At 63.3% G+C, this 24,572-nt stretch carries 24 protein-coding genes and 1 pseudogene; 10 read left to right on the top strand and 15 right to left on the bottom strand.

The window, feature by feature from the left end; genetic code table 11:
* Positions 1-2: 2 nt before the first annotated feature.
* The 8 genes from HU750_RS23120 to HU750_RS23155 form a co-directional block, all read right to left on the bottom strand.
* A complete protein-coding gene (locus HU750_RS23120; RefSeq protein WP_033697319.1) occupies positions 3-767 on the bottom strand; it encodes a GntR family transcriptional regulator in 765 nt (254 codons plus the stop codon).
* Positions 768-856: 89 nt separating this feature from the next.
* Positions 857-1,246, bottom strand: a complete 390-nt coding sequence (locus tag HU750_RS23125; RefSeq protein ID WP_008100863.1) for a carboxymuconolactone decarboxylase family protein — start codon at positions 1,244-1,246, stop codon at positions 857-859.
* Positions 1,247-1,449: 203 nt separating this feature from the next.
* Positions 1,450-1,935, bottom strand: a complete 486-nt coding sequence (locus HU750_RS23130; RefSeq protein WP_186682604.1) for a flavin reductase family protein — start codon at positions 1,933-1,935, stop codon at positions 1,450-1,452.
* A gap of 13 nt (positions 1,936-1,948) precedes the next feature.
* Positions 1,949-3,430 (bottom strand): aldehyde dehydrogenase, encoded by a 1,482-nt coding sequence (locus HU750_RS23135; RefSeq protein WP_027595376.1) that lies wholly within the window; start codon positions 3,428-3,430, stop codon positions 1,949-1,951.
* Positions 3,427-4,260, bottom strand: a complete 834-nt coding sequence (locus HU750_RS23140) for an alpha/beta fold hydrolase (RefSeq protein ID WP_186682606.1) — start codon at positions 4,258-4,260, stop codon at positions 3,427-3,429. The genes HU750_RS23135 and HU750_RS23140 overlap by 4 nt, the downstream gene beginning before the upstream one ends.
* A 68-nt stretch (positions 4,261-4,328) precedes the next feature.
* The gene (locus HU750_RS23145) at positions 4,329-4,925 is read right to left on the bottom strand and encodes an amino acid synthesis family protein (protein ID WP_003256068.1); all 597 of its coding nucleotides are present in this window, start codon (positions 4,923-4,925) and stop codon (positions 4,329-4,331) included.
* A gap of 261 nt (positions 4,926-5,186) precedes the next feature.
* The gene (locus tag HU750_RS23150) at positions 5,187-6,227 is read right to left on the bottom strand and encodes an LLM class flavin-dependent oxidoreductase (RefSeq protein WP_027595378.1); all 1,041 of its coding nucleotides are present in this window, start codon (positions 6,225-6,227) and stop codon (positions 5,187-5,189) included.
* 66 nt (positions 6,228-6,293) lie between these two features.
* A complete protein-coding gene (locus HU750_RS23155; protein ID WP_027595379.1) occupies positions 6,294-6,779 on the bottom strand; it encodes a flavin reductase family protein in 486 nt (161 codons plus the stop codon).
* Between the two features lie 317 nt (positions 6,780-7,096).
* On the opposite strand from HU750_RS23155, the gene HU750_RS23160 reads away from it, so the two are divergent.
* On the top strand, positions 7,097-8,500 hold the full coding sequence (locus tag HU750_RS23160; protein ID WP_186682608.1) for a purine-cytosine permease family protein: 1,404 nt from the start codon (positions 7,097-7,099) through the stop codon (positions 8,498-8,500).
* 146 nt (positions 8,501-8,646) lie between these two features.
* Here HU750_RS23160 and HU750_RS27645 read toward each other — a convergent pair whose 3' ends face one another.
* The 3 genes and pseudogenes from HU750_RS27645 to HU750_RS23170 form a co-directional block, all read right to left on the bottom strand.
* Positions 8,647-9,510 carry a methyl-accepting chemotaxis protein gene (locus HU750_RS27645; RefSeq protein ID WP_371098201.1) on the bottom strand — a complete coding sequence of 288 codons (864 nt, stop codon included), beginning with the start codon at positions 9,508-9,510 and terminating at the stop codon, positions 8,647-8,649.
* Positions 9,502-10,272, bottom strand: a pseudogene (locus HU750_RS27650) (MCP four helix bundle domain-containing protein); the annotation flags it as partial. The gene HU750_RS27645 and the pseudogene HU750_RS27650, both read right to left, overlap by 9 nt.
* Positions 10,273-10,502: 230 nt before the next feature.
* On the bottom strand, positions 10,503-11,705 hold the full coding sequence (locus HU750_RS23170; RefSeq protein ID WP_186682612.1) for an NAD(P)/FAD-dependent oxidoreductase: 1,203 nt from the start codon (positions 11,703-11,705) through the stop codon (positions 10,503-10,505).
* Positions 11,706-12,289: 584 nt separating this feature from the next.
* Here HU750_RS23170 and HU750_RS23175 point away from each other — a divergent pair.
* Positions 12,290-13,669, top strand: coding sequence for a trimethylamine monooxygenase (locus tag HU750_RS23175; RefSeq protein ID WP_186682614.1), 1,380 nt, complete (start codon positions 12,290-12,292; stop codon positions 13,667-13,669).
* An 85-nt stretch (positions 13,670-13,754) separates the two neighbouring features.
* Positions 13,755-14,294: an RrF2 family transcriptional regulator gene (locus tag HU750_RS23180; protein ID WP_099454460.1), complete on the top strand. Its 540-nt coding sequence runs from the start codon at positions 13,755-13,757 to the stop codon at positions 14,292-14,294.
* Between the two features lie 182 nt (positions 14,295-14,476).
* Here the strand turns inward: HU750_RS23180 and HU750_RS23185 are convergent, their stop codons facing one another.
* Positions 14,477-15,385 (bottom strand): AraC family transcriptional regulator, encoded by a 909-nt coding sequence (locus HU750_RS23185; RefSeq protein ID WP_186682616.1) that lies wholly within the window; start codon positions 15,383-15,385, stop codon positions 14,477-14,479.
* A gap of 102 nt (positions 15,386-15,487) precedes the next feature.
* Between HU750_RS23185 and HU750_RS23190 the strand changes: the two genes are divergently transcribed.
* From HU750_RS23190 to HU750_RS23210, 5 genes are read left to right on the top strand one after another with little or no spacing between them, the layout of a single operon-like run.
* Positions 15,488-16,048 (top strand): carboxymuconolactone decarboxylase family protein, encoded by a 561-nt coding sequence (locus HU750_RS23190; protein WP_027595386.1) that lies wholly within the window; start codon positions 15,488-15,490, stop codon positions 16,046-16,048.
* A gap of 47 nt (positions 16,049-16,095) precedes the next feature.
* Complete coding sequence (locus HU750_RS23195) at positions 16,096-17,160, top strand: acyl-CoA dehydrogenase family protein (protein WP_186682618.1); 1,065 nt, start codon at positions 16,096-16,098, stop codon at positions 17,158-17,160.
* Positions 17,157-17,978 (top strand): ABC transporter ATP-binding protein, encoded by an 822-nt coding sequence (locus tag HU750_RS23200; RefSeq protein ID WP_027595388.1) that lies wholly within the window; start codon positions 17,157-17,159, stop codon positions 17,976-17,978. Before HU750_RS23195 ends, HU750_RS23200 begins: the two co-directional genes overlap by 4 nt.
* Positions 17,965-19,170, top strand: a complete 1,206-nt coding sequence (locus HU750_RS23205) for an ABC transporter substrate-binding protein (RefSeq protein WP_186682620.1) — start codon at positions 17,965-17,967, stop codon at positions 19,168-19,170. Before HU750_RS23200 ends, HU750_RS23205 begins: the two co-directional genes overlap by 14 nt.
* Positions 19,170-19,925: an ABC transporter permease gene (locus HU750_RS23210; RefSeq protein WP_186682622.1), complete on the top strand. Its 756-nt coding sequence runs from the start codon at positions 19,170-19,172 to the stop codon at positions 19,923-19,925. The genes HU750_RS23205 and HU750_RS23210 overlap by 1 nt, the downstream gene beginning before the upstream one ends.
* Positions 19,926-19,958: 33 nt before the next feature.
* Here the strand turns inward: HU750_RS23210 and HU750_RS23215 are convergent, their stop codons facing one another.
* Positions 19,959-20,645, bottom strand: a complete 687-nt coding sequence (locus HU750_RS23215; protein WP_027595391.1) for a GNAT family N-acetyltransferase — start codon at positions 20,643-20,645, stop codon at positions 19,959-19,961.
* Positions 20,646-20,725: 80 nt separating this feature from the next.
* Positions 20,726-21,667 carry an N-acetyl-gamma-glutamyl-phosphate reductase gene (argC, locus tag HU750_RS23220; protein ID WP_085274350.1) on the bottom strand — a complete coding sequence of 314 codons (942 nt, stop codon included), beginning with the start codon at positions 21,665-21,667 and terminating at the stop codon, positions 20,726-20,728.
* Between the two features lie 103 nt (positions 21,668-21,770).
* On the opposite strand from argC, the gene HU750_RS23225 reads away from it, so the two are divergent.
* On the top strand, positions 21,771-22,649 hold the full coding sequence (locus HU750_RS23225) for a LysR family transcriptional regulator (protein ID WP_186682624.1): 879 nt from the start codon (positions 21,771-21,773) through the stop codon (positions 22,647-22,649).
* A gap of 53 nt (positions 22,650-22,702) precedes the next feature.
* Here HU750_RS23225 and HU750_RS23230 read toward each other — a convergent pair whose 3' ends face one another.
* Entirely contained in the window at positions 22,703-23,353 is a 651-nt protein-coding gene (locus HU750_RS23230) for a TIGR04211 family SH3 domain-containing protein (protein ID WP_085274352.1), read from the bottom strand.
* Between the two features lie 243 nt (positions 23,354-23,596).
* Between HU750_RS23230 and HU750_RS23235 the strand changes: the two genes are divergently transcribed.
* Positions 23,597-24,076, top strand: a complete 480-nt coding sequence (locus HU750_RS23235) for a VOC family protein (RefSeq protein WP_027595395.1) — start codon at positions 23,597-23,599, stop codon at positions 24,074-24,076.
* The last annotated feature ends 496 nt before the right edge of the window (positions 24,077-24,572 follow it).

A 24,572-nucleotide genomic window follows, 5' to 3' on the forward strand; every position in this document is an offset into this window, starting at 1 on the left:
GGTCAGCGGCCTATGCGGGGTTCTATACGTGGCTCTTTGAGGGCCAGGGGCTCGACCATGTCGCGCACCTTGGTGTTGTCATCCTGCTTCTGGCGCAGGTAGTCCAGGGCCACCTTGGCGGCGGCGCGGACGTGATCGACCGAGGCTTGGTGGGCGACCAGTGGGTCACCGCCCTTGATCGCCTCGACGATCTTTTCCATCTCCCGGTTGCTGGCACCGCGGCGGTTTTCCTGCGACACCGAGGTGGCGCGCAGGTAGCTGATGCGGGCCTGCAATTGGCGCAGCTGTTGAGCGGCAACCTGGTTGCCGGAGCCTTCCAGCAGCACATCGTAAAAGCCTTGCACCGAGTCGAGCACCTGTTGCAGTTCGCCTTCTTCCAGGGCTTCGCGGTTGACCTCCAGCGCGCGCTCCAGGGCGCGAATGTCCTTGGCCTTGGCATTGAGGGTGAACAGCTGGACGATCAAGCCTTCGAGCACGCAGCGCAGCTCGTAGATATCGCGGGCATCTTCCAGGGTAATGATGGCCACGCGCGGGCCTTTGGCGTCGGCGAACTCGACCAGGCCTTCGGATTCGAGGTGGCGCAGGGCTTCACGTACAGAGGTGCGGCTGACCCCGAGGCGGTCGCAAAGGTCGCGCTCCACCAGGCGGTCACCTGGCAGCAAGTGGAAGTTCATGATCGCGGCGCGCAGCTTGTCGAGCACGATTTCGCGCAGGGTAACGGGGTTGCGGTTGACCTTGAAGCTGTCGTCGAGTGGCTGGCGTTTCATCAGGTGCGCTCTTTATGAGGCTGTTGCGCCAACCCGCGGAGCACGCCGAACCGGGCGCTGCTCCTTACGGTGGTTCGAACAGCCCGTTGTTAACGGGTTGACTCCGCATCGGCTTCGGCGAACGCTTCGCGGGCCAGGCGGAAACTGTCCACCGCCGCGGGTACGCCGCAATAAATGCCGACTTGGAGCAGGATCTCGCGAATCTGTTCTCGGCTCAGGCCATTACGCAATGCGCCGCGGATGTGCAGCTTGAGTTCGTGGGGCCGGTTGAGCGCGGAAATCATGGCCAAGTTTATCATGCTGCGCTCTTTGAGCGACAAGCCTTCGCGGCCCCAGACATGGCCCCAGCAATACTCGGTGACCAGCTCTTGCAAGGGCTTTGTGAAGTCGTCGGCGTTCTGGATCGAGCGGTTGACGTAGTCTTCGCCCAGCACTTGGGTGCGGATCTGCAGGCCTTTCTCGTACTTTTCGTTGCTCATTGACCAGCTCCGAATCAAAACAGGGGCCGCAACCAAGGGTGAGAGGGTAGCGCGGCCCCTAAAAAATGGGTGGAACAGGGCCGCTTTGCGGCCCAATCGCCGGCAAGCCGGCTCCCACAGGTACAGCACAGGCAGACAGGACCGTGGCGATCCTGTGGGAGCCGGCTTGCCGGCGATTGGGCTGCAGGGCAGCCCCAAGGGTATCAGCCCAGCGGGGGCAGGGCGCCCAGCTTGCCTTTGTGGTAGACCATCGGGGTGACCGGATCTGCCGGCAACACCAGGTTTTTCACCGCGCCGACGATGATCGCGTGGTCACCGCCGTCATACTCGCGCCACAGTTCGCACTCGATGATCGCCGTGGCCTTGGCCAGCAACGGGTTGCCCAGCTCGCTCAGGTGCCAGTCGATGCCCTTGGCCTTTTCCTTGCCCTTGCCGGCAAAGGCATACGCCTCGGCGGTTTGCTCGGCAGACAGCAGGTGAATGGCGAACTGCTTGCTGTCACGCAGGATTGGGTACGTGTCGGAGGCGTAGTTGGGGCAGAACAGCACCAGCGCCGGATCGATCGACAGCGCGCTGAACGCGCTGGCGGTGATACCGACGATGCCGCCGTCGGCGTCCAGGGTGGTGACCACCGTAACGCCGGACGGGAAGGAGCCCATCACGTCTTTGTAGATGCCTGGTTCGATCATCTCGTGCTACCTCTTAACGCATCACAAACGGGTCGGGCATCGGCGCGGTGGACAGGTTAATCCACACGGTCTTCAGCTCGGTATAGGCCAGCACCGAATCGATGCCGCTCTCACGGCCGTAGCCGCTGTTCTTGAAGCCACCGATCGGTGCCATGGCCGACACCGCGCGGTAGGTGTTGACCCAGATGATGCCCGAGCGTACGTCACGGGCCAGGCGGTGGGCGCGGCCCAGGTCGCGGGTCCAGATGCCGGCCGCCAGGCCGAACTGCGAGTCGTTGGCAATGGCCAGGGCCTCTTCTTCGGTCTTGAAGCGAATGACCGCGGCAACGGGGCCGAACACCTCTTCCTGCATGATGGTCATCGAGTTGCTGTCGCACTCGAACAGGGTGGGTTCGTAGAACCAGCCGTCACCCTCGACCTCGGCTCGCTTGCCCCCCAGGTGCAGCTTGGCGCCTTCGGCCTTGGCCGCAGCGACCAGGCCTTCGACCACGGCCAGTTGCTGGGCGGTGGCCATCGGGCCCATTTCGCTGGCGTCGTCCTGTGGGTTGCCGATGCGGATGCGCTTGGCTCGCTCGACCAGGCGGCTGACGAATTCGTCGAAGATCTCGTCCTGTACCAGCAGGCGTGAACCGGCCACGCAACTTTGCCCGGAGGCGGCATAAATGCCGGCCACGGCGCCGTTGATGGCGCTGTCCAGGTCGGCGTCGGCGAAGATGATGTTCGGCGACTTGCCGCCCAGCTCCAGCGACAGCTTGGCGAAGTTCTCGGCGCTGCTGCGCACCACATGGCGGGCCGTGGCGGCGCCGCCGGTGAAGGCGATCTTGCGTACCAGCGGGTGGCGAGTCAGGGCCGCGCCGGTGCTAGGGCCATAGCCGGTGACCACGTTGACCACACCCGGCGGGAAGCCGGCTTCAAGGGCCAGGCGAGCCAGCTCGAGGATGGTCGCCGAGGCGTGTTCGGACGGTTTGAGCACGATGGTGTTGCCGGCGGCGAGGGCCGGGGCCAGCTTGATGGCCGTCAGGTACAGCGGGCTGTTCCACGGGATGATCCCGGCGACCACGCCAATCGGCTCGTGCACGGTGTAGGCGAACAGGTCTGGCTTGTCCAGCGGCAGGGTGCCGCCTTCGAGCTTGTCGGCCAGGCCTGCGGTGTAGTGGAAGAACTCGGGCAGGTAACCGACTTGGCCGCGGGTTTCGCGGATCAGCTTGCCGTTATCACGGCTTTCCAGCTGGGCCAGGTGCTCTTTGTTTTCGGTGATCAGGTCGCCCAGCCGGCGCAGCAGTTTGCCGCGCGCCGTGGCGGTGATGCTGCGCCAGGCTGGGCTTTCGAAGGCACGCTGGGCGGCCTGCACGGCCAGCTCCACATCGGCTTCGTCGGCATCGGGCAGTTGCGCCCAGGCTTGGGCGGTGGCCGGGTTGAGGCTGTCGAAAGTCTTGCCGCTCTGGGCATCGAGCCATTGGCCGTCGATGCACATCTGGAAACGTACGAGGGTCATGCAACAATCCCCTTGGCGGATTCGGTGAGGGTGCGGGCTTGCTTGAGGAAGTCCAACAGCATCTTGTTGACTTCACGCGGTGCTTCCACCGGCATCATATGCCGTTGCTCGGCGAGGACCACACTGTGCGCCCCAGGGATGCTGGCGGCGAGCTGGCGGGTCATGGCCGGGGTGGAGCCCGAATCGAGTTCGCCGGTGGCGATCAGCGTCGGCACCTGGATGCTGCCTAGGTCGCTGGCGCGGTACATGTCCTGGGTGGCGAACAGCGAATAAGTAGTGTGGTAGCCCTGCGGGTCGTTGCTCGCCAGCACCTGGCGAATGGCGGCGACCTGCGCCGGGTTGGCTGCCTTGTATTCACGGCTGAACCAGCGGTCGAGGGCGGCGTCGACGTTGGCGTCGGGGCCGAGCTCCGCCGCTTGGGCGGCGCGGGCGATGACACCGGCACTCTGCTCGGGGGTGCGGTTGAACACGCTGTTGAGCACCACCAGGGCAGACAGCCTGTGCGGGTAGTTGAGGGCGAAAGCACGTGCCACCAGGCCGCCCATGGAGAAGCCGATTACGGTGGCCTGGGCAATCTGCAGGTGGTCGAGCAACTCGACGAGCTGGGCGGCGTAGCCTTCCAGGCTGGTGTCGGCGGCTGGCAACGCACTCTGGCCGTGGCCGAGCATGTCGTAAGCGATGACGCGGTAGTCATTGGCCAGGCCAACGAACTGACCGCCCCACATTTCCTTGTTCAGGCCCACGCCGTGGATCAGCACCACGGGTTGGCCCTGGCCTTGGTCCAGGTAACTGGTCCCGGCCGGTGTACGTTCAGCGACAGGCTGAATCATGGAGGGCGCTCCTTGAAGGTCGGACGCGGCGGGTAAGCACGCCACGCCCCGGCCCGTCTTGGTTGTTGTTATTGAGCGTTGGCTTTTTCGGCAGCCAGTTCTTCCAGGTCGATGTAGCGGTTGCCAATGCGCGGGTGCAGACGACCGCCGTCGGCAGCGCCCAGGACCACGACGATTTCGTCGGCACGCGGGGCGTCTTCGATCTGCATTTCAAGGGTGATGTAGTGCGAACGCAGGCCTTCGTCGTCCTTCTGCATCATCGGGATCTGGATCGAGGTGCCTGGGCCGCCGCGCTTGTTGGTGAAGCTCAGGTAGCTCTTGGCCTGTACCGCTTCGCGGTAGTGGTTGCCGAAACGCAGGGTGTGGATCACGGCAGAGGCGTGTTCGATTTCGCCGTCGGCGCCGACCACAGCGGCTTTACCGTAGGCTTCGATCTTGTCGGCACCGCCGATGGCGGCGGTCAGGCGCTCGACCATCAGTGCGCCCAGCTCAGAGCAGTTGGCACGGATTTCCGGCTTCAGATCTTCTACAAAACCACGACCCGCCCACGGGTTCTTGATCACCACGGCCAGGCCGACCATGGTCACCGGTTTGTCGGTGGCCTTGCCGCCTTCGATGCGGGTCTCTTCGGAGTAGGTGACGATCTTGCGGATTTCGAAACTCATGGGTGGCTCCTGGTGAGGGTTATCAGCTCTTGTTGTCTGATGGTATACCATAATATTTGTTGTGCAAGAGGGGGCTTGAAAAATCTCTCCCTGGGGGACGAAAGGTTGCTTGATCCCTTGATTTGCGCGGCGTCTGTACCGGCCCCCTCGCGGGCTTGCCCGCGAAGAGGCCGCCTGAAACTCAAAAAAATGCCCGCTCGCAAGAGCCACTAGGGCCCCCGGGAGCGGGCTGATCCCGCAACTACTTCAGGCAAAGGGAATTCAGGCGAACGCCGGCACCACTTCCTTGATGAACAGCTCGAGCGACTTTTTCTTCTCGGCGTGGGGCAGGCTGTTGTCGCACCAGAAGCTGAACTCGTCGACGCCGAGCTCTTGGTAGTACTTGATGCGCGCGATGATTTCTTCGGGTGTGCCGATCATGGTGTTCTTGCGGATGTTTTCCAGCTGGAACGCCGGCACTTCGGCAAACTTCGATTCCGGGCTCGGCTCCAGGAAGCCGTTGACCGGCACAGTCTTGTTGCCGAACCAGGCGTCGAAGGTGCGGTAGAAGCGCGAGATCGCCTGGGCGCCAACCTTCCAGCCTTCGGGCTCGGACGGGCTGTGCACGTGGGTGTGGCGCAGCACCATCAATTGTGGGCGGGGCACATCCGGGTTGTTGTCCAGGGCCGCCTGGAACTTGTTTTTCAGGTCCAGTACTTCTTCGTCACCCTTCATCAGTGGGGTGACCATGACGTTGCAGCCGTTGGCCACGGCGAAGTTGTGCGAGTCTGGGTCGCGGGCGGCGATCCACATCGGCGGTGTAGCGTTGAACGGTTTCGGCACGCTGGTGGAGGTGGGGAACTTGTACACCTCGCCGTCGTGGGCGTAGTCGCCTTCCCACAGTTTGCGCACCACCGGGACCATTTCACGCAGGGCCTTGCCGCCGTCGGTGGCAGGCATGCCATTGGCCATGCGGTCGAATTCGAACTGATAGGCGCCGCGCGCCAGGCCCACTTCCATGCGGCCGTTGCTGATCACGTCGAGCAGGGCGCATTCGCCTGCCACGCGGATCGGGTTCCAGAACGGCGCGATGATGGTGCCGGCGCCCAGGCGGATCTTCTCGGTGCGCGCGGCGAGGTAGGCCAGCAGCGGCATCGGGCTTGGCGAAATGGTGTACTCCATAGCATGGTGTTCGCCGATCCACACGGTGCTGAAACCGCCGTTCTCGGCCATCAGGGTCAGTTCGGTCAGGTCTTCGAACAGCTGGCGGTGGCTGACCTGTTCATCCCAACGTTCCATGTGTACGAACAACGAAAATTTCATGGGGCTTTCCTCGGAGCTTGAAAGTCTCGCCTGGCGCACCAGGCGTCAGTAATAAGGCTAGGTGCTTCAGGCGAAGGCGGGCAGGCTGGCCATCTTGCCGCGGCAGTAGATCATCGGCTGCGGGGCTTGCTCGGGGACGATCAGGTTGTGCACCTTGCCGACCATGATGGCGTGGTCGCCACCTTCATATTCACGCCACAGTTCGCATTCGATGATGGCGGTGGCATTGGCCAGCAGCGGGTTGCCCAGCGCACTCAGGGACCACTCGATGCCGGTGGCTTTGTCTTTGCCTTTTTTGGCGAACGCATAGGCTTCGGCTTGCTGTTCACCAGAAAGCAGGTGAATGGCGAAGCGCTTCTGCTTGATCAGCACAGGGTAGGAGTCGGAGCTGTAGTTGGGGCAGAACAGCACCAGCGGCGGGTCCATCGACAGGGAGGAGAAGGCGCTGGCGGTAAGGCCGACGATCGAGCCGTCGTCGTCCAGGGTGGTGATGACGGTAACGCCGGACGGGAAAGAGCCCAGGACGTTCTTGTAGACGGTTGCGTCGATCATCTCATGTACCTCAGAAGGGCTGCGGTGGTCCGCGGTTTTTATCGTTGATGTGTCTGATGGTATACCGTAATACTCGATTTGCAAGCGGAATTTTCCGCCGTAGCAAAATCACGATGAATGGCGCAAAGCCGCATGGATAGGGGGCTTGGCGGAATTTCAATGCCCCAGCTTCAGGTGCTGAACCGGATCAGTTAGGGTGTTTTAAGCCGAATCAGTGTTGTCAAAAGTTTGGAATACCATAATATGGTCCGCAGCTGAGAGGCCGCCTAGACGCGGTTTCCTTACAAAGATAAAAACGACCTTTCGAGCTGAAAACCATGTCCCAACCGTCATCGCAACACCAGTTTGTCGAGAATCACACGGTCGATCACGTTCCACCTGCCGAGCGCCATGGGAAGGCGCGCGACCTGTTCACCCTCTGGTTCAGCACCAACATTGCGCCGCTGCCCATCGTCACCGGTGCGATGGTGGTGCAGGTGTTCCACCTGAACCTGGTGTGGGGGCTTGTCGCCATTGTGCTGGGCCACCTGCTCGGGGGCGTGGTCATCGCCCTGGCCTCTGCGCAGGGACCGCAGCTGGGCATTCCGCAGATGGTCCAGAGCCGCGGCCAGTTCGGCCGTTATGGCGCCCTGCTGATCGTGTTCTTCACGGCGCTGATCTATGTGGGCTTCTTCATTTCCAACATCGTGCTGGCGGGCAAGACCATCCACGGTATCGCCCCGAGCGTGCCGATGCCTGGTGCCATCGTCATCGGCGCCCTCAGCGCGACGGCCATTGGCGTGATCGGCTACCGCTTCATCCATATCCTCAACCGTATCGGTACCTGGGTGATGGGGTCGGCGCTGCTGGCCGGGTTCATCATGATGTTCATCCAGGAGCTGCCGGCCGACTTCTTCAGCCGCGGTGCGTTCAATTTGTCGGGCTTCATCGCCACGGTGTCGCTGGGCACCATCTGGCAGATCAGCTTCTCGCCGTACACCTCCGACTACTCACGCTACCTGCCTAAAGAAGTCGGCATTGCCAAGCCGTTCTGGGCCACCTATTTCGGTGCCACGCTGGGCACCATCCTGTGCTTCAGCTTTGGTGCGGTGGCGGTGTTGTGCGTACCGGAAGGCACGGACGCGATGGACGCCGTCAAGCAAGCCACCGGCTGGCTCGGCCCGATCCTGATGGTGTTGTTCCTGCTCAACATCATCAGCCACAACGCGCTCAACCTGTATGGCGCGGTGTTGTCGATCGTCACGGCCATCCAGACCTTCTTTGCCAAGTGGACGCCGAGCATCAAGGTGCGGGTGATCCTGGCGTCGGTGATTCTGGTGGGCTGCGGCCTGGTGGCGCTGAATGCGTCGGCGGGCTTCATTGGCCAGTTCATCGGCTTGATCCTGGCGCTGTTGCTGGTGTTGGTGCCGTGGGCGTCGATCAACCTGATCGACTTCTACCTGATCAAGAAGGGCCAGTACGACATCGCGTCGATTTTCAGTGCCGACGGCGGCATTTATGGGCGCTTCAACCACCACGCGATCATTGCCTATGCGTGCGGGATCGTGGTGCAGCTGCCGTTTGCCAATACGGCGCTGTATGTGGGGCCGTATTCGAACATCGTCGAAGGGGCTGATTTGTCCTGGCTGATCGGGTTGCTGGTGACGGTGCCGCTGTATTACTGCCTGGCGACGCGCGGGCAGAGTGTTAACAGTGCGCGGGCTGTCAGCGTGAACGACTGATGATCAAAACTGGGGCCGCTGTGCGGCCCCTTCGCGGGGCAAGCCCGCTCCCACAGAGCTGTGAGCTGACCTCAAGGCTGGCGTCCTACCTGTAGGAGCGGGCTTGCCCCGCGAAGGGGCTGCAAAGCAGCCCCAGCTATCTTGAGTCAAACCTTGAACTGGGCAACCATCCCATTCAGGTCCACCGCCAACCGCGACAGGTCCTGCGCCGCCGCACTGGTCTGATTCGCACCCGCCGACGTCTGCATCGCCAGGTCGCGAATATTCACCAGGTTACGGTCTACCTCCCGCGCCACCTGCGCCTGTTCCTCCGACGCACTGGCGATCACCAGGTTGCGCTGGTTGATCGAGGCAATCGCTTCGGCAATCACCTCAAGTGCCTGGCCTGCAGACTGGGCCACTTCCAGTGTGCCCGTGGCACGCCCTTGGCTGCTGTGCATGGCGCTTACCGCGCGCTCGGTGCCGGTCTGGATACCCACGATCATCTGTTCGATTTCTGCCGTGGACTGCTGAGTCCGGTGGGCCAGTGCGCGCACCTCGTCGGCGACTACCGCAAAGCCACGGCCTGCCTCACCGGCCCGTGCTGCCTCGATGGCGGCATTGAGCGCCAACAGGTTGGTCTGCCCGGCGATCGCGCCGATCACATCGAGCACGCGGCTGATCTCGTTGGCATTGTTGGCCAGCAGTTCGATCTCGGCCGAGGTACCGGTGACGTCGTCGACCAGGTGCTGGATCGACGCCAAGGCCTGGTTGACCTGGTCGCGACCGTCGCGGGTGGTGCGGTCGGCGCCTTTGGACGCGTCTGCGGTACTCACCGCGTTGTTCGCCACTTCTTCCACGGCGGCTGTCATCTGGTTGACAGCAGTAGCGGCCTGGTCGATCTCCGCACTTTGCTGGTGCAGGCCGCGGCTGGTGTCCTCCGTGACGGTGTGCAGCTCTTCCGAGGCCGAGGCCAGCTGGTCGGACGACGCGGCAATCTTGCGCAGGGTGTCGCGCAGGCTGTCTTGCATACGGCTCAAGGCGCGCAGCAGTTGCGCCGGTTCGTCGCGGCCGATCACGCGAATTTCGCGGGTCAGGTCGCCGGTGGCCACGCGTTCGGCCACGGCCACCGCGTCGGCCAGGGGCACGACGATGCTGCGGGTCAGCACCGTGGCGATGGCTGCCAGCGCGAGCATGATCACCAGCAGTGAGCCGATGATGGCGGTCAACGCTTGGTCTGCGACATCGCTGCTACGTTGCGAGGCCACTTCAGCACCTTTGCTGTTGTAGGCGATCAGTGCCGCCATGGCTTTCATCATGCTGTCGGCGTGCAGGGTGAGCGGGCCGTTGATCTTCTGCCTGGCCTGGTCAATGTGCCCGGCGGCGATGTCGTCGAGCACCTGCGCCTGCAGGTCGACGTACTGTTGGTGGGCAGTGCTGAAGGCATTGAACAGGGCGCGGTCGTCGGCGGCGATGATGGTGCTGTCGTAGTCCTGTAGGCCGTCCTTGAGCTGCACGTTGATGCCTTTGAGCAGGTCGAGGTTGCGTGCGCGCTCGCTGTCATCGTCATCCAGCGCCGTGCGCAGCGTCAAGGCGCGGGCCCGGCCGAGGTTGCTGCTGATTTCACTGAGTGCGACCACGGCGGGCAACCAGGTGACACGGATCTCGTCCGTGGCCGTGTCCATTTGCCGGGTCTCGTAGAGGGCGATCAGGCCCATGCCCAGCACCAGTGCGCCCAACAGGGCGAATACGCTGGCTGCGCGAATGCCGATCTTCAAATTCCGTAACTGCATGGAATGCTCCTTGACGGTGGCGTGCAGGCGTCAAGAGCATGGACGGAAGGCCGGGTCACCGGGGGTGGTGCCAGCTCTCGATGCGCTGCGGATTTAGTGTGTGTGCCTCACCCTCGGAAATGTTTTATTTAAATGATGGCATATGGACATCATTATTGACCAGTCATTCAATGTAACGACATGTGCGGACAAATCCGTCGTTTTTTGACGGATTTGTTCGCTTTCAGGTGTTAGACGATCGGGATCAGCGGGTCGGCAGCGGCCAGCGCCAGTGCCCGGTCAGCGGCGGGTGGGTAGATCCACACCGAGTTGATCTGGCGCTTGAGTGCCTTGCCTTCCTGGCCGTGCAACTTCAGCTCACGCACCCAGCCCTCACTGTAGGCCGCGCCCCAGTCGCCGAGGTCTAGGCAGGTGACGTATTTGGGCTGGCGGTAGATGACCGGGTCGATGCCCAGCAGGTCGGCAGCGGCATTGTTGCCGCAGTGACGGCCCATGGGGATGGCGTGCTGGCAGGTCATCAGGGCGTGGTTGCCCAGCTCGTCGACAGCGGCCCAGGCGGTGTCGCCGGTGGCATAGATGTGCGCCTGGCCAACCACTTTCAGGTGGTCGTCGACCCGCAGGCGGCCTGCGCCGTCACGCTCGCCGGCGACCTGTGCAGTCAAGGGGCTGGCCTTGACGCCTGCGGTCCAGATCACCGTGCTGCTGGCGATGTACTCGCCGTTGTCCAGGGTGACGCCGCCGGCATCGACAGCCACCACCGAGGTACCGGTCAGCCATTCGACACCCGCCTGTGCAGAGGCGGCCTCGATCGAGGGGGTGATGCCCGCGCCCAACGCCGCGCCGACACGGGCGCCACGGTCGACCACCAGCACACGCACCGCGCTGCCGTCACCGAGCAGGGGGCGCAAGCGTGCGGGCATTTCGGTTGCCGTCTCGATGCCGGTGAACCCGCCACCACAGACCACGACCGTGTTACGCGCCGGGGAGGCGGGCAGGGCGGCCAGCCCCAGCAGGTGCTGTTCCAGGCGCACGGCCGACTCCATCTGGTCGACATCGAAGCTGTGTTCGGCAAGGCCTGGTACAGCCGGGCGCGCCACCTGGCTGCCTGCAGCGAGGATCAGGCGATCGTAGTGGATCTGCTGGGGCTGCCCTTGGGCATCGGTGTAGCTCACGCTGCGCCCGTCGGCGTCGATGCTGTCGGCGTTGCCAGGGATGAAGTGCACGCCCACGGCCTCGAACAGCTCGCCCAACGGCGCCTTCATGCTATGCACATCCGCTTCGTAGAAGCGTGGGCGAATGCGCAGCTCGGGTTGAGGGGCGAGTACGCTGATACGCACGTCTTCACGTTGTGCCTGGTCCAGCAGGCGAGCAGCGCTCAGCGCGCTCCAGACACCGGCAAAGCCGGCACCGATGATCAGGATGTTGGATTTCATGCAGGTGCTCCGCAACGGTCATGTAGGGAAAAAGGGCTTCGATGACACAGCAAGTGCGCTCGAATAACTACGACTTTATTGGTCGTAGTTTGTGCCTGCAAGTTTTTTTCCGTCCCAGGTAGGGGCGCAACCCGCCGGTCAACACCTGGGAAGGCCATGTTTCGATGGGTTTTTGACGGTGAAACGAAGGTTTTGCTGGCGACGAGCGGTCGTTCGGGGCAGGGGGGAGGGTCGCCATCCTTGATATCCCCACCCCCATCCGTTATAGATAAAAAAGAAACCATAAAGAAAAGAGGCCATTTCAGCCCCCATGTACGAGATCACACGTATCTTGCGCCCCTCAGGCCCCCATTACGCACCCTGCGCTAATGGATACGGGCCCACCCCCATGACACGCTCCCCGCTTTCGAGCCTGTACCACGTGTTGTCGATCCCGCCCGTCAACATCCTGCTTAGCCAGATGCGCAAACGCCCCGTCCCTCCACCTGCACCGTAACGCCTGAATTTCACCACCCCCGGCCTCTTGCCGTTTGGGGTTGGGGAGCCTTTGCATTTTTTCAGCGTTCAACTGTTCAGGAATCACTATGACTCTTCGTGTCGCTATCATCGGCGCCGGTCCGTCCGGCCTTGCACAATTGCGTGCGTTCCAATCCGCCCATGCTCAGGGCGCCCCCATGCCTGAAATCGTGTGCTTCGAGAAGCAAGCTGACTGGGGCGGTATGTGGAACTACACCTGGCGTACCGGCCTCGACCAGCATGGCGAACCCGTGCACGGCAGCATGTACCGTTACCTATGGTCAAACGGCCCCAAGGAATGCCTGGAGTTCGCCGACTACAGCTTCGATGAACACTTCGGCCGGCCGATCTCCTCGTACCCGCCGCGGGAAGTGCTGTGGGACTATATTCAGGGCCGCGTGAAGAAGGCCGGGGTGCGCAATTACATCCGCTTCAATACCGTGGTCAAGCACGTCAGCTTCGATGAAACCACCCGCGAGTTCACCGTTAGCGCCCACGACTACAGCGCAGGGCTTGGTGTCGAGCAGGTGTTCGATTATGTGGTGGTGGCCAGTGGGCACTTTTCCACCCCACACGTGCCGGAGTTCGAAGGCTTCGAGCGCTTCACCGGGCGTATCCTGCACGCTCACGATTTTCGCGAAGCGATGGAGTTCAACGGCCAGGACCTGCTCATTGTCGGCAGCAGCTATTCGGCCGAGGACATCGGCTCGCAGTGCTACAAGTACGGTGCACGCTCGATCACCACGGCCTACCGCACGCAACCGATGGGCTACAAGTGGCCCAAGGGCTGGGAAGAACGCCCGCAACTGGTCCGGGTCGAGAACGACCTGGCGTACTTCGCCGACGGGTCGAACAAGCGCGTCGATGCGATCATTCTGTGCACTGGTTACCAGCATCACTTCCCGTTCCTGCCGGAGGAACTCACCCTCAAGACCAACAACCGCCTGTGGCCCGCGGGGCTGTACCAAGGCGTGGTGTGGGAGCAAAACCCGCAACTGATTTACCTGGGCATGCAGGACCTCTGGTACAGCTTCAACCTGTTCGACGCACAGGCATGGTTTGCACGCGACTACATGCTGGGGCGCATCACGTTGCCGACCAAGGCCGCCATGCATGCCGACAGCGAGCGCTGGCGCGAGGATGAGCTGGGCCTGGATACCACGGCCTCGATGTACGAATTCCAAGGCCGATACATCAGGCACCTGATCGAGCAGACGGATTACCCAAGCTTCGATATCGAGGCGGTGAACCGCATCTTCCTGCAATGGAAGACCGACAAGAAGCACGACATCATGGGCTACCGCGACAAGTCGTACCGCTCGGTGATCACCGGTACCCAAGCGGTGCCCCACCATACCCGCTGGATGCAGGCGATGGACGACTCGCTGCAGGAGTACTTGCGGGAAACGGACGGCAAGCAAGGTGAGGTGAAGGTACTGCGCGGGTAGGGTTTTCTATCGCGTCAAACGAGGGAATGCTTTCGGCGCTGGCGCTATCTGCGTATTATTGCGACAAAGTTGGTCGGAGATTGATATGTCGCTGTACAGTGCTGGCGTCGAATATGGCATCCATTGCCTGCTGTACCTGGTGGATGAGCGCGGAGACACGCGCGAGTCCAGCGTGCGCGACCTTGCGGCGCTGCAAGGCGTGCCGCAGGAATACCTGGCCAAGGTGTTCACCAAGCTGGCTCGCGCCGGCTTGGTGGTTGCCACTGAAGGGGTGCGCGGCGGTTTTCGCCTGGCGCGGCCGTCGGATGAGATCACCGTGCTGGATATCGTCACGGCTATCGACGGGCCGAAGAAGCTCTTCGATTGCCGTGAGATTCGCGAGCGTTGCACGCTGTTTGACGGCTCACCACCGGGTTGGGCGACCGAAGGCACCTGTGCAATTCATGCGGTGATGCTGGGCGCGCAAAAGCGCATGGAAGAGGCGCTGGCGCAGCAGACCATCCTAGACCTTGCGCGGCGCGTGGGGCGCAAGGCGCCTGCCGCGTTCGGGCAGCAGGTCAATGAATGGATGGGGGAGCGGCGGGATGGCAAGGGTGGCGGTGATATCCCGGTGAGTCAGGTCTAAGTCAACCTGCCCAGGCCTCTTCGCGGGCAAGCCCGCTCCCACAGGAATTGCACAGAACCTGAGGACAGTCCAGGAACTGCACAGAACCTGAGGTCAGCCCAGGAATTGCACAGAACCTGAGGGCAGTGCCGTCCCTGTGGGAGCGGGCTTGCCCGCGAAGAGGCCCGACCAGGCAAACACAATCACCGCCCCTCATGCTGCCTGCGATACGCCCCCGGCTGCACCCCAACGGCCTTGGCAAACGCCCGGGTAAACGCCGCCACCGACTGATACCCCACCTGCGCGCCCACCTGCTCCACGGTGTTGCCCGCTTGCAACAGCTGGGACGCATGGCGCATGCGCAACGCCAGCAGCACCTGCCCCGGTGACTGCCCGGCCAGTTCGTTGAAACGCTTGAAAAACGCTGACCGCGACAGCCCCGTGCACGCCGCCATGTTTTCCAGCGTCCAGGCTTGCCCAGGCTGTTCGATCAGTTGCACCAGCAACGCGGCAAACGCCGGCTGCCGGGCCAGCGCCACCAGCCCGCCGAGGGGCTGCCCGGCATGCACTTGCTGGCGCAGTACGTACAGGAACAACAAATGCGTCAACCGCTCCAGCAAGGTCTGCGACGGCGGTAGGCGTTCGCATTCTTCCAGGATCAGCCCGAACAGCGCCCGCGCCGCATGCCCGGCGGGCTCGTTGGCGCGCAGCAGAATCCAGTCGGCCAGGCCTTCCACGATCAATGACGACAGCCCCGGGCGAAAGTGAAAGAACCCGCACACCAGCCCCACGCCATCGCCGGCAGTGGCATCCAGAGCCTGCATCGCCTGGCGCGGCTGGGTGCAGGCGCTGACGGGGTTCTGGTCACTAGACAGCCGATACGCCAGGTCACGCAGCAAAAAAACCGCATCCCCAGCTTCCAGCCGCACTGCCTCGGCCTGGCCATCGAGGTGCAGCCAGCAATGGCCCTGCACGACCAGGTGGAAACTGGCGCGGCCCATGCCTTGCGTGCTGGCATGCCAGCCGCCGCAATAGCGGCCGACATGAAACAGGCTGGCGTCGAGCTCCAGGCCTTCTAATAACCAATCGACAAGGTGGCTGGACGAAATCATCTAATGCAAAGACTCAGGAGCAAGGAAAGGCGACTGATGAATATGGAGGGTAGTTCTTATAACCAACAGACTGTAAGGACACCCACCACAGGAGACCCCTCCATGTCCTCGCGCATTACTTTACACACTCTGCAGAGCGCCCCGGAAGCGGCCCGTCCATTCCTTGAAAATGCCCAGAAAAATTCCGGCTTCATCCCCAACCTGCTCGGCGTGCTGGCCAACGCTCCGGCAGCGCTGGAAACCTACGTGACCGTGTCGGCGCTCAACGGCAAGTCCGAGCTGACCCTGGCCGAGCGTGAAGTGGTGCAGTTGATTGCTGCCACCCAGCATGGCTGCGACTTTTGTGTCGCCGGCCACACCGCAGTCGCGTTGAACAAGGCCAAGCTGCCGGAGGCAGTGGTCGATGCGCTGCGTGCGCGGGGTGAACTGCCCGATGCCCGTTACGAGACCCTGGCCGCGTTCGCTCGCGAAGTCATCGCCACCCGTGGCAACGTCAGCGAGGCCACCTACCAGGCATTTCGTGAGGCCGGCTTCAGCGAAGGCAACGCCTTGGAAGTGATTCTGGGCGTGAGCCTCGCAACCCTGTGCAACTTTGCTAATGTTTTCGCCCAGACGCCGCTCAACGACGAACTGAGCAAGTACCGCTGGCAGCCTTCTGCGTAATCCGCGTGGGGTGCCGGCCCCGCCGGCGTTTTCAAAGGAGTACAGACATGCAAGATTGTGCATTTCGGCAATGGCTGGATGCCAACGCCGAGGCCATTGACCAGGGCACGTGCGAGCCGCACCTGGTGCTGGCGCAGATCGCTGAAGCGCAGGTGCTGCGCATCGGCGTCGATCCGGCCCAGGGCGGCACGGGCGGGCAGGTGACCGATGCGGTCGAAGCCATCGCCGCCATTGCCAGCCGTTCGTTGGCGGCGGCGTTCGTCTGCTGGGGCCAGCGCGCCTTCATTGAATACCTGCTGCAAAGCCCTAATCAGTCACTGCGCGAACGCCTGCTGCCGAGGTTGCTGACAGGCGAGCTGGCAGGCGCCACCGGGTTGTCCAACGCCATGAAGTTTCTCTCGGGCATCGAGAGCCTGCAGGTGCGTGGGCGCCCCAGCAGCGAGGGGTGGAACCTGGAGGGCCGCTTGCATTGGGTGACCAATCTGCGCAAGAGCGGTTTTGTGGTGGCCGCGGCCATCGAGTGCGATGCCGAGCGCGCGCCCTTCGTGTTGGCCATTCCGTCAGAGGTGCAAGGGCTGGAGCGCTCGGACGACTTGCAACTAATGGGGCTGCAATCGAGCAATACCGCCGCGCTGGCGTTCCATCAGGTCGAGCTGGGCCGCGAGTGGCTGCTGCATGAAAACGCCCGTGAGTTCCTGCCCAAGGTACGCCCGGCCTTCCTCGCGCTGCAATGCGGCATGGCCATCGGCCTGGCCCGGCGCGCGTTGGATGAAGTGGCGGCGCACCTGCAAGGCCGTGGTTCGTTCCTCGAAGAGGCCCGCCAGGTGCTCAAGGAACGCCTGGAAAACACCGTGAGTGAACTGAAGCAGGGCCTGCTCGACGGGCGCTTCCTGCAGCAGCCAGCGGCGTTGTTCAAACTGCGCATCATCCTTGCCGAAAGTGCTGCCGACGCGGTGCAGCTCGAGCTGCAGGCCAGTGGTGGCAAAGCGTACCTTAGCGAGTACGGCCAAGGTTTCGCGCGCCGTTGGCGCGAATCGGCGTTCGTGCCCATCGTCACGCCAAGCCTGGTGCAGCTGCGCGCCGAACTGCAACGCCAGGCGGGCACGGCATGAGCGAAGTCGTGCTGCAAGCCCGAGCTATCAGCCTCGGCTACCCCCGCGAGGGTAGCTGGCACGAGGTGCTGGCGCGGTTCGATCTGCAGTTGGCACCGGGCGAAGTGGTGTCCATCCTGGGCCCCAGCGGGGTTGGCAAGTCCAGCCTGTTGCGGGTGCTGGCGGGCTTGCAGGCACCGCGTGGCGGCAGCGTGATGTTGCACGGAGAGCCGTTGCAAGGGCCGCACCCGCGCCTGGCGGTGGCCTTCCAGGACCCCAGCCTGTTGCCTTGGCTGAGCCTGGAAAAGAACGTCGCCTTCGGCCTGGATTTCGCTCGCCAACCCAAGTTGGCCGCCACCGAACGGCGTGCGCGCATCGACCATGCCATTGCCGCCGTGGGCTTGGACCATGCCCGTAACCAGTACCCGGCGCAGCTGTCCGGTGGCATGGCCCAACGCACGGCGTTGGCGCGCTGCCTGGCGCGTCAGCCTGAAGTGCTGTTGCTCGACGAGCCGTTTGGTGCCCTCGACGAAGTGACCCGCGCCGACATGCAGCAACTGCTGCTGCAACTGATCGCCACCCACAATACCGCTGCGGTGCTGATCACCCACGATATCGACGAAGCCCTGCTGCTGTCCGATCGGGTCCTGCTACTGGGCAACCACCCAGCGCAGGTGCTCGGCCAGTGGCGCATCGACCTGCCGCAACCGCGTACGCAGCGGGTCGAGGAACTGGGCGCGTTGCGTATCGAGATTGTCAAAACCCTTCGGCGGGCAAGCCGCACAGACCCACCTTCCTCAACCCCCTTGCCCTCGGAGGCTGTCCATGTGCATGGATGACTGCTGTTCCGCTTCTTCGCGTCGCGACTTCCTCAAGCTTGGCGCCATGCTTACCGCCGCCGGTGCATTGCCGCTGCTGTCGAGCCTGCAGGCCCGTGCGGCTGCCGAGCCGGACGCGCCGGTGCGCATCGGCTACCTGCCGATCACCGACGCCACCCCCTTGCTGGTAGCGCACAACAATGGCCTGTTCGAGGCCGAAGGCATCAAAGCCGAGCGCCCAGTGCTGCTGCGCAGTTGGGCGCAGGTGATCGAGGCGTTCATTTCGGGCCAGGTCAACGTCATCCATTTGCTGTCGCCGATGACCGTCTGGGCACGTTACGCCAGCAAGGTACCGGCCAAGGTCGTGGCCTGGAACCATGTGGGGGGTTCGGGGCTGACCGTGGCGCCCGACATTACCGACATGAAGCAGTTGGGCGGCAAGACCGTGGCCATCCCATTCTGGTATTCGATCCATAACGTGGTGCTGCAGCAGATGCTCAATGACAGCGGCCTGACCCCGGTGTCGAAACCCGCCAGTGCGCAGCTGGCGGCCAACGAGGTTAACCTGCTGGTGCTGCCACCGTCCGACATGCCGCCGGCGCTGGCCAGCAAGCGTATCGCTGGCTACATCGTCGCCGAACCGTTCAACGCCCTGGCCGAGAACCTCAAGGTGGGCCGCGTGCAGCGCTTTACCGGCGATGTGTGGCGCAACCACGCCTGCTGCGTGGTGTTCATGCACGAGCACGACCTCAACACCCGCCCGGAGTGGTCGCAGAAGGTGGTCAACGCCATCGTCAAAGCCCAGCAGTGGACGCGCGAGCACCGCGCCGAAGCCGCCGCGCTGCTGTCCAAGGCCGGCCCCAACAAGTACACCCCGCACGAAGTGGCGGTGTTGAGCAAAGTCCTGGCGCCAGCCGCCGAAGACCGCGCAGGCTATATCGCCAGTGGCGCGATCCAGCATCAGCAGTGGGACGAAAAACGTATCGACTTCCAGCCATACCCGTTCCCCAGCTACACCGAAGCACTGATCAAGCGCCTGCAGCACACCCTGATCGAAGGCGACAGTGGCTTTTTGGCCGGCCTGGACCCGGCGCACACCGCCCGCGACCTGGTCGACGACCGTTTCGTGCGCAACGCCATCACCGCCGTTGGCGGGCCGTCGGTGTTCGGCATTGCCGACAACTTCGAGCGTAGCGAGGAGTTCGCGGTCTGATGCGCAAGCATGTCGTTCATACCAGCCTAGGCTTGGCCGGGCTGCTGGGGCTGCTGCTGGCGTGGTGGGCCGGCGTGGCATGGTTTGGCGAGGCCGATGGCCTGTCGGCGCGTTTTTCGCCGGCGGCGACTCTGGCCAGCCTGGCCGAGCTGCTGGGGCAGGGCGAGGTCTACGGCCACGTGTGGGTCAGCCTCAAACGTATCCTGATCGGGCTGTTGCTGGCCTTGTTGATCGGTGTCCCCCTCGGCTTGCTGGTGGGCAGCTATCGGCACCTGGAGGCGGCGACCACGCCGGCCTTCCAGTTCTTGCGGATGATCTCGCCGCTGTCGTGGATGCCGGTGGTGGTGATGCTGATGGGGGTGGGTGACCAGCCGATCTATTTCCTGCTGGCATTTGCCGCGCTGTGGCCGATTTTGCTCAACACTGCGGCAGGTGTGCGTCAGCTCGACCCGCGTTGGTTGCAACTGAGCCGCAGTTTGAGTGCTACGCGCTGGGAGACCTTGTGCAAGGTCATCGTGCCAGGGGTGATCGGCCATGTGCTGACGGGTGTGCGCCTGGCCATCGGCATCCTTTGGATCGTGCTGGTGCCCTGCGAGATGCTGGGGGTAAGTGCGGGGTTGGGGTATTTCATCCTCGACACCCGTGACCGGCTGGCGTATTCGGAGCTGATGGCGATGGTGCTGCTGATCGGGGGGCTGGGGTTCATGCTCGATGCCCTGGCGCGTGGGTTGCATCGGCGTTGGGTGCACGGCTGAAAAGAGCTGGGGCCGCCGTGCGGCCCCACAGCATCAGTGCACGGTCTTGCGCTGGCGGACACATTCCTGCGCTTGAATGGCCAACTGGTCCAAGCGCTCGTCGCGCAGCTGTTCGGCCTCGATCATCGCATCCTCGCCTTGCTGGTTGAGCAGGTAGGTGTGGATCTGATGCACCTCGGTGGTCTGGTAGATCGGCCCGATATCCAGCCGGCCAATCAGCGCCTCGCTGGCGTGCCCGGTGCTGCTCATCAGCACCTGCGGCCCGTTGGCTGCCACCACCTGCATGCCCATCGCTTCGAACCACGGCACCTGGCCGGCAAAGGTGTTCAGCTCGACATAGGCATGCTGCGCCTGCAGGTCACCTAACAGTGCGCGGGCGATACCTTGGCGGCGATGGCTGGCGCGCACGGCAAGAAATGCCAGTGCGCAGGTTTGCGCATCATCATCGGCCGGCAACGCCAGGGCGAAACCGAGCAGTTGGTCGGGGGCATCGGCGTCCAGCGCCAGGGTCAGCGTCACCGACAGGCCGCGCTTACCGTCCATGGCCTGCAAGTACTGGTGCACTTCCATGCCGACGCCGTACTGGTACAGCGGATACAGCGGGTTGTCGGCAAGAATGGCGACGCTGCTCAATTCGCCGACGTGATGGATCACCAGCTCACGGATCTGGTTCTGGAAAGACTCGGGCGGCACGCTGTCAAGGCGGCTCAGGATGAACATCGGGGGGCGGGCTCCGGCGGCTGGGAATACAACCCGCGCCATGCTGACGCGGGACGTACAGTTTAACCGGTTTTGCCCAATCAGCCTTGCGCCTGTAGCGCGGCGAGCATCAGGTCGAGGTTTTGTACCGCCGCCCCGGACGCGCCTTTGCCCAGGTTATCGAATACAGCGGTCAGCAGCACCTGGCCATGCGCCGGGTTGGCGTACAGCGCCAGGCGCAGGTCGTTGCTGTCGTTCAATGCTTCGGGGTCGAGTGGCGCTGCGGGGCCTTGCTGGTGCAGGGGCATCACCTGAACATAGCGAGCCCCTTGGTAGTGCTGTTCCAAGCAGGCCTGCAGGTGTTCGGCGCTGACCTGGCCGGGCAGCAGGCGCAACTGCAGCGGGATGCTGAGCACGATGCCCTGGCGATAGGCGCCGTAACCAGGCATGAACACCGGCCGTGCCGACAGCCCGGCGTGTTGCTGGATTTCCGGTACATGCTTGTGTGCCAGTTCCAGGCCATACAGCTGCAGGGTTGGAGTGTTCTCGGCACTCGGCTGCTCATGGCGTTCGACCGCGGCGCGGCCGCCGCCGGAGTACCCCGAGATGGCGTGAATGCTCAGCGGGTAATCCGCTGGCAGCAACCCGGCGGTGATCAGCGGGCGCAGCAGGGCAATCGCGCCGGTGGGGTAGCAGCCGGGGTTGCTGACGCGTGTGCTGTGGGCGATGCGCTCGGCTTGCTGCGCGTCCAGTTCCGGCAGGCCATAGACCCAGCCGGGGCTGGTGCGGTGGGCGGAGCTGGCGTCGATGACCCGAACGTGCGGGTTGTGGATTGCCGCGACGGCCTCGCGGGCGGCGTCATCGGGCAGGCAGAGCACGGCGATGTCGGCGCTGTTGATGGCTTCGGCGCGGCGCTGCGGGTCTTTACGCTCGGCCTCGGGCAGGGTCAGCAGGCGCACATCATTGCGCCCGTGCAGGCGGGCGTGAATCTGCAGGCCAGTGGTGCCTTGGTCACCGTCGATAAAGACAACAGGGGTATGCATGGTCGAGGTCCGGTCTGGGGAGGGTGGCCTATGCTCGCCTGCGGCTGGACTAAAGGAAATTTGAATATCATGATGCTGATATTCATTATTTCTGAAGCTAGTCATGCGCGAAATCAGCCTCGACCGCCTCCGCACGCTGGTCGAAATCACCGACCTCGGCTCGTTTGCCGAGGCCGCTCGCCGGCTCAACCTGGCCCCTCCCACCATCAGCCTGCATGTGGCCGAGCTGGAGGCACGGGTCGGCGCGCCGTTGCTCACCCGCAACCGTGGGCAGGTGCGGCCTACGGCCATCGGCGAGACGCTGCTGGCCCGAGCCCGTCGCTTGCTGGCCGATGCCGACCTGGCGCTGGACGAGGTGCGCCGTCAGGTCGAGGGGCTGACTGGCCGGGTCCGCCTGGGGGCTTCGACTGGCGCCATTGCCCACCTGTTGCCCAAAGCGCTCGAGTACCTGCGCGAAGTGCACCCGGGGATCGATGTGCAGGTGCAGGTGCTGACCTCCCAGGCGTCGCTGGCGCGGTTGCGCGAGGGGGCCTTGGACATTGGCCTGGTGGCCTTGCCGCAAGTGGCAGGCAAAGGGCTCAAGATCACCCCGTGGCGACGCGATCCGATCTTGGCCTATGTGCCGGTCGACTGGCAGCCGCCGGCCAAGGTGACTCCGGCATGGTTGGCGCAGCGGGCGTTGATTCTCAATGACAACAGCACGCAGTTGTCGCGGGTGACGGGGGAATGGTTTGCTGCGGCGGGGTTGTTCCCCGAGCCGCGCATCGAGCTGAACTACAACGATGCGATCAAAAGCCTGGTGGGGGCCGGCTACGGCGCGACATTGCTGCCGCAGGAGGGCGAGGCGCCCGAGCTGGACCGGCGGATTGCCCGGCGACCGTTGCGTCCGGGGTTGTGGCGGCAACTGGGCATCGCCTGCCGTGAAGGGCAGGCTGAACGTGCCACAGCGCATGTGCTCGAGGCTTTGGAGCGGCTGTTGTAGGGGGCGGGTGCATGCCTCCTGGCGCCCGCCTCAAGCCCCTGAAGCACCCCAAATCAGAACCAGCGGTCATTCTTCTTCCGCCCACGCGTCAGCGCCGGCAAGATCAACCCCATCAGCAGGCCCGCGCCTGCAATACTGCCGCCGTACACCATATAGCGCATCATCACCTGTTTGTTCTCATCCCCCAGGCGGGCCTGGGTATCGCGCAAGGTCGATTGGCTCTGGTCGAGCTGTTCGTTCAGCGCTTTGTTGCGGGCTTCCAGCTCGTCGATCAGGTGCTTGCGCGAGTCCAGTGTCTCTTGCATGCCCTGCACGCGGTTTTTCCAGCTGTCATCGATGCTCTTGAGCTGCCCCGACAGGTCGGCGACCTGGGCATCGAGCTGCGGCAGGCGTTCGCCCTGGCCTGGCACCGCCTGCAGGTCGCTGCTGAGGATCCACACCAGGTCGCCATTCTGCCCACGCACCTGGCTGTAGTTGCCTTGGGTGGTGACCAGCGTCAGTTTCTGGCCGGACTTGAGGGTGCCGACAATCCGGTGGCCATCGGTCGGGCCGCTGCGCACGTAGGTGCTCAGGCTGTCGCTGACCCAGCGCGCATCGCTGGCAGGCTCCTCGGCATGCACCGGGGCGGCGAGGGCCACCAGGGCTGCGATCAGGCCGCCGCGCAGGGCTGGGAGGGCGGAGAATGTGGGGCGGGATTCGGGCATGTTGGTCTTCGCTGGAACAGGACAAAAGTAGGCCCGCTGACTGGGCCGGTGAACCGGTCGGTGAGTTGACCGTCAGCGAAAGACCTTTTTTATGTAAGCAGGTTCACTACCTAACGTCGGAAATGTCTGCAGAATGTTGCAAAGACCGGCCGTCCTCAAGGCGTATGCCGGGCCACGCAGCGGCGCCGACGGCAAGGCCGTGAACTAGACTCAAAGGCCCACTCTCATTCATGGAGCCCTGCCATGACTGCCAAAAACACGATCTGCCTGTGGTACGACCATGACGCCGAAGAGGCGGCCAACTTCTACGCCCGCACCTTCCCCGACAGCCGGGTAGTGGCGGTGCACCAAGCCCCTAGCGACTACCCGTCGGGCAAGCAAGGCGATGTGATTACCGTCGAGTTCATCGTCATGGGTATCCCTTGCGTGGGGCTCAATGGGGGCAAGGCCTTTAGCCATAGCGAGGCGTTCTCGTTTCAGGTCAGCACCGAAGACCAGGCCGAGACTGACCGGTTGTGGGATGCCATCGTCAGCCATGGCGGCGAGGCCAGCGTCTGTGGCTGGTGCAAGGACAAGTGGGGGGTGTCTTGGCAAATCTGCCCACGCATCCTGATCGAGGCCATTGCCAATCCCGACCGGGCTGCTGCCAAGCGGGCGTTCGAGGCCATGATGGAAATGGGCAAGATCGATGTCGCCAAGATTGAGGCAGCATTGAAGGGGTGACCCACTTACCCGGTAGGAGCAGCCTTGTGCTGCGAAGAGGCCCGTGACCCCATCCTGAACCGTGGGTGTGTGCACCGGCGCCTTCGCAGCACAAGGCTGCTCCTACAGTCCCTATGCCGTGGCAAGCCCTGGGCCCCGGCATACCATAAATTGACGCTTCCGTTCTATTCCATGCCGATCGCCAGGGCTACAGTTCAGCCAGTCCTTCACAAAAGCCCGCTACCCCGAGGCTTTACCAGCGTGCCACGCACCGCTGGCTCAACCATAAGATCATCACAGTTCTGATTCGCTCACTGCTTTTTGAGCACCCTGCCAATCGCACGTCTGCAGCTGTTTCCGCCCATGGAAAGGATGCCGATCATTTATTGGTCATAACAAAAAGAAAGAGGGTCGTATGAGCCATGCCGATGAGATTCTTTCGGTAAACAACATCTTCAAAGTGTTCGGCCCCAACCCGAACATGGCCATGGAGATGCTCCGCAAGGGCGCCGACAAG

This window comes from Pseudomonas sp. SWRI50, assembly GCF_014269095.1.
GTDB classification, from domain to species: domain Bacteria; phylum Pseudomonadota; class Gammaproteobacteria; order Pseudomonadales; family Pseudomonadaceae; genus Aquipseudomonas; species Aquipseudomonas kermanshahensis.

Excerpts from the sequence above, each read along its gene's own strand:
- HU750_RS23210 (WP_186682622.1), top strand. The coding sequence starts at position 19,170 with ATGCGCAAGCATGTCGTTCATACCAGCCTAGGCTTGGCCGGGCTGCTG.
- argC (WP_085274350.1), bottom strand. The coding sequence starts at position 21,667 with ATGCATACCCCTGTTGTCTTTATCGACGGTGACCAAGGCACCACTGGC.
- HU750_RS23185 (WP_186682616.1), bottom strand. The coding sequence starts at position 15,385 with ATGATTTCGTCCAGCCACCTTGTCGATTGGTTATTAGAAGGCCTGGAG.
- HU750_RS23135 (WP_027595376.1), bottom strand. The coding sequence starts at position 3,430 with ATGACCCTCGTACGTTTCCAGATGTGCATCGACGGCCAATGGCTCGAT.
- HU750_RS23200 (WP_027595388.1), top strand. The coding sequence starts at position 17,157 with ATGAGCGAAGTCGTGCTGCAAGCCCGAGCTATCAGCCTCGGCTACCCC.
- HU750_RS23140 (WP_186682606.1), bottom strand. The coding sequence starts at position 4,260 with ATGATTCAGCCTGTCGCTGAACGTACACCGGCCGGGACCAGTTACCTG.
- HU750_RS23190 (WP_027595386.1), top strand. The coding sequence starts at position 15,488 with ATGTCCTCGCGCATTACTTTACACACTCTGCAGAGCGCCCCGGAAGCG.
- HU750_RS23215 (WP_027595391.1), bottom strand. The coding sequence starts at position 20,645 with ATGTTCATCCTGAGCCGCCTTGACAGCGTGCCGCCCGAGTCTTTCCAG.
- HU750_RS23145 (WP_003256068.1), bottom strand. The coding sequence starts at position 4,925 with ATGAGTTTCGAAATCCGCAAGATCGTCACCTACTCCGAAGAGACCCGC.
- HU750_RS23175 (WP_186682614.1), top strand. The coding sequence starts at position 12,290 with ATGACTCTTCGTGTCGCTATCATCGGCGCCGGTCCGTCCGGCCTTGCA.
- HU750_RS23195 (WP_186682618.1), top strand. The coding sequence starts at position 16,096 with ATGCAAGATTGTGCATTTCGGCAATGGCTGGATGCCAACGCCGAGGCC.
- HU750_RS23230 (WP_085274352.1), bottom strand. The coding sequence starts at position 23,353 with ATGCCCGAATCCCGCCCCACATTCTCCGCCCTCCCAGCCCTGCGCGGC.
- HU750_RS27645 (WP_371098201.1), bottom strand. The coding sequence starts at position 9,510 with ATGCAAGACAGCCTGCGCGACACCCTGCGCAAGATTGCCGCGTCGTCC.
- HU750_RS23225 (WP_186682624.1), top strand. The coding sequence starts at position 21,771 with ATGCGCGAAATCAGCCTCGACCGCCTCCGCACGCTGGTCGAAATCACC.
- HU750_RS23155 (WP_027595379.1), bottom strand. The coding sequence starts at position 6,779 with ATGATCGACGCAACCGTCTACAAGAACGTCCTGGGCTCTTTCCCGTCC.
- HU750_RS23150 (WP_027595378.1), bottom strand. The coding sequence starts at position 6,227 with ATGAAATTTTCGTTGTTCGTACACATGGAACGTTGGGATGAACAGGTC.
- HU750_RS23180 (WP_099454460.1), top strand. The coding sequence starts at position 13,755 with ATGTCGCTGTACAGTGCTGGCGTCGAATATGGCATCCATTGCCTGCTG.
- HU750_RS23235 (WP_027595395.1), top strand. The coding sequence starts at position 23,597 with ATGACTGCCAAAAACACGATCTGCCTGTGGTACGACCATGACGCCGAA.
- HU750_RS23130 (WP_186682604.1), bottom strand. The coding sequence starts at position 1,935 with ATGATCGAACCAGGCATCTACAAAGACGTGATGGGCTCCTTCCCGTCC.
- HU750_RS23205 (WP_186682620.1), top strand. The coding sequence starts at position 17,965 with ATGTGCATGGATGACTGCTGTTCCGCTTCTTCGCGTCGCGACTTCCTC.
- HU750_RS23125 (WP_008100863.1), bottom strand. The coding sequence starts at position 1,246 with ATGAGCAACGAAAAGTACGAGAAAGGCCTGCAGATCCGCACCCAAGTG.
- HU750_RS23120 (WP_033697319.1), bottom strand. The coding sequence starts at position 767 with ATGAAACGCCAGCCACTCGACGACAGCTTCAAGGTCAACCGCAACCCC.
- HU750_RS23170 (WP_186682612.1), bottom strand. The coding sequence starts at position 11,705 with ATGAAATCCAACATCCTGATCATCGGTGCCGGCTTTGCCGGTGTCTGG.
- HU750_RS23160 (WP_186682608.1), top strand. The coding sequence starts at position 7,097 with ATGTCCCAACCGTCATCGCAACACCAGTTTGTCGAGAATCACACGGTC.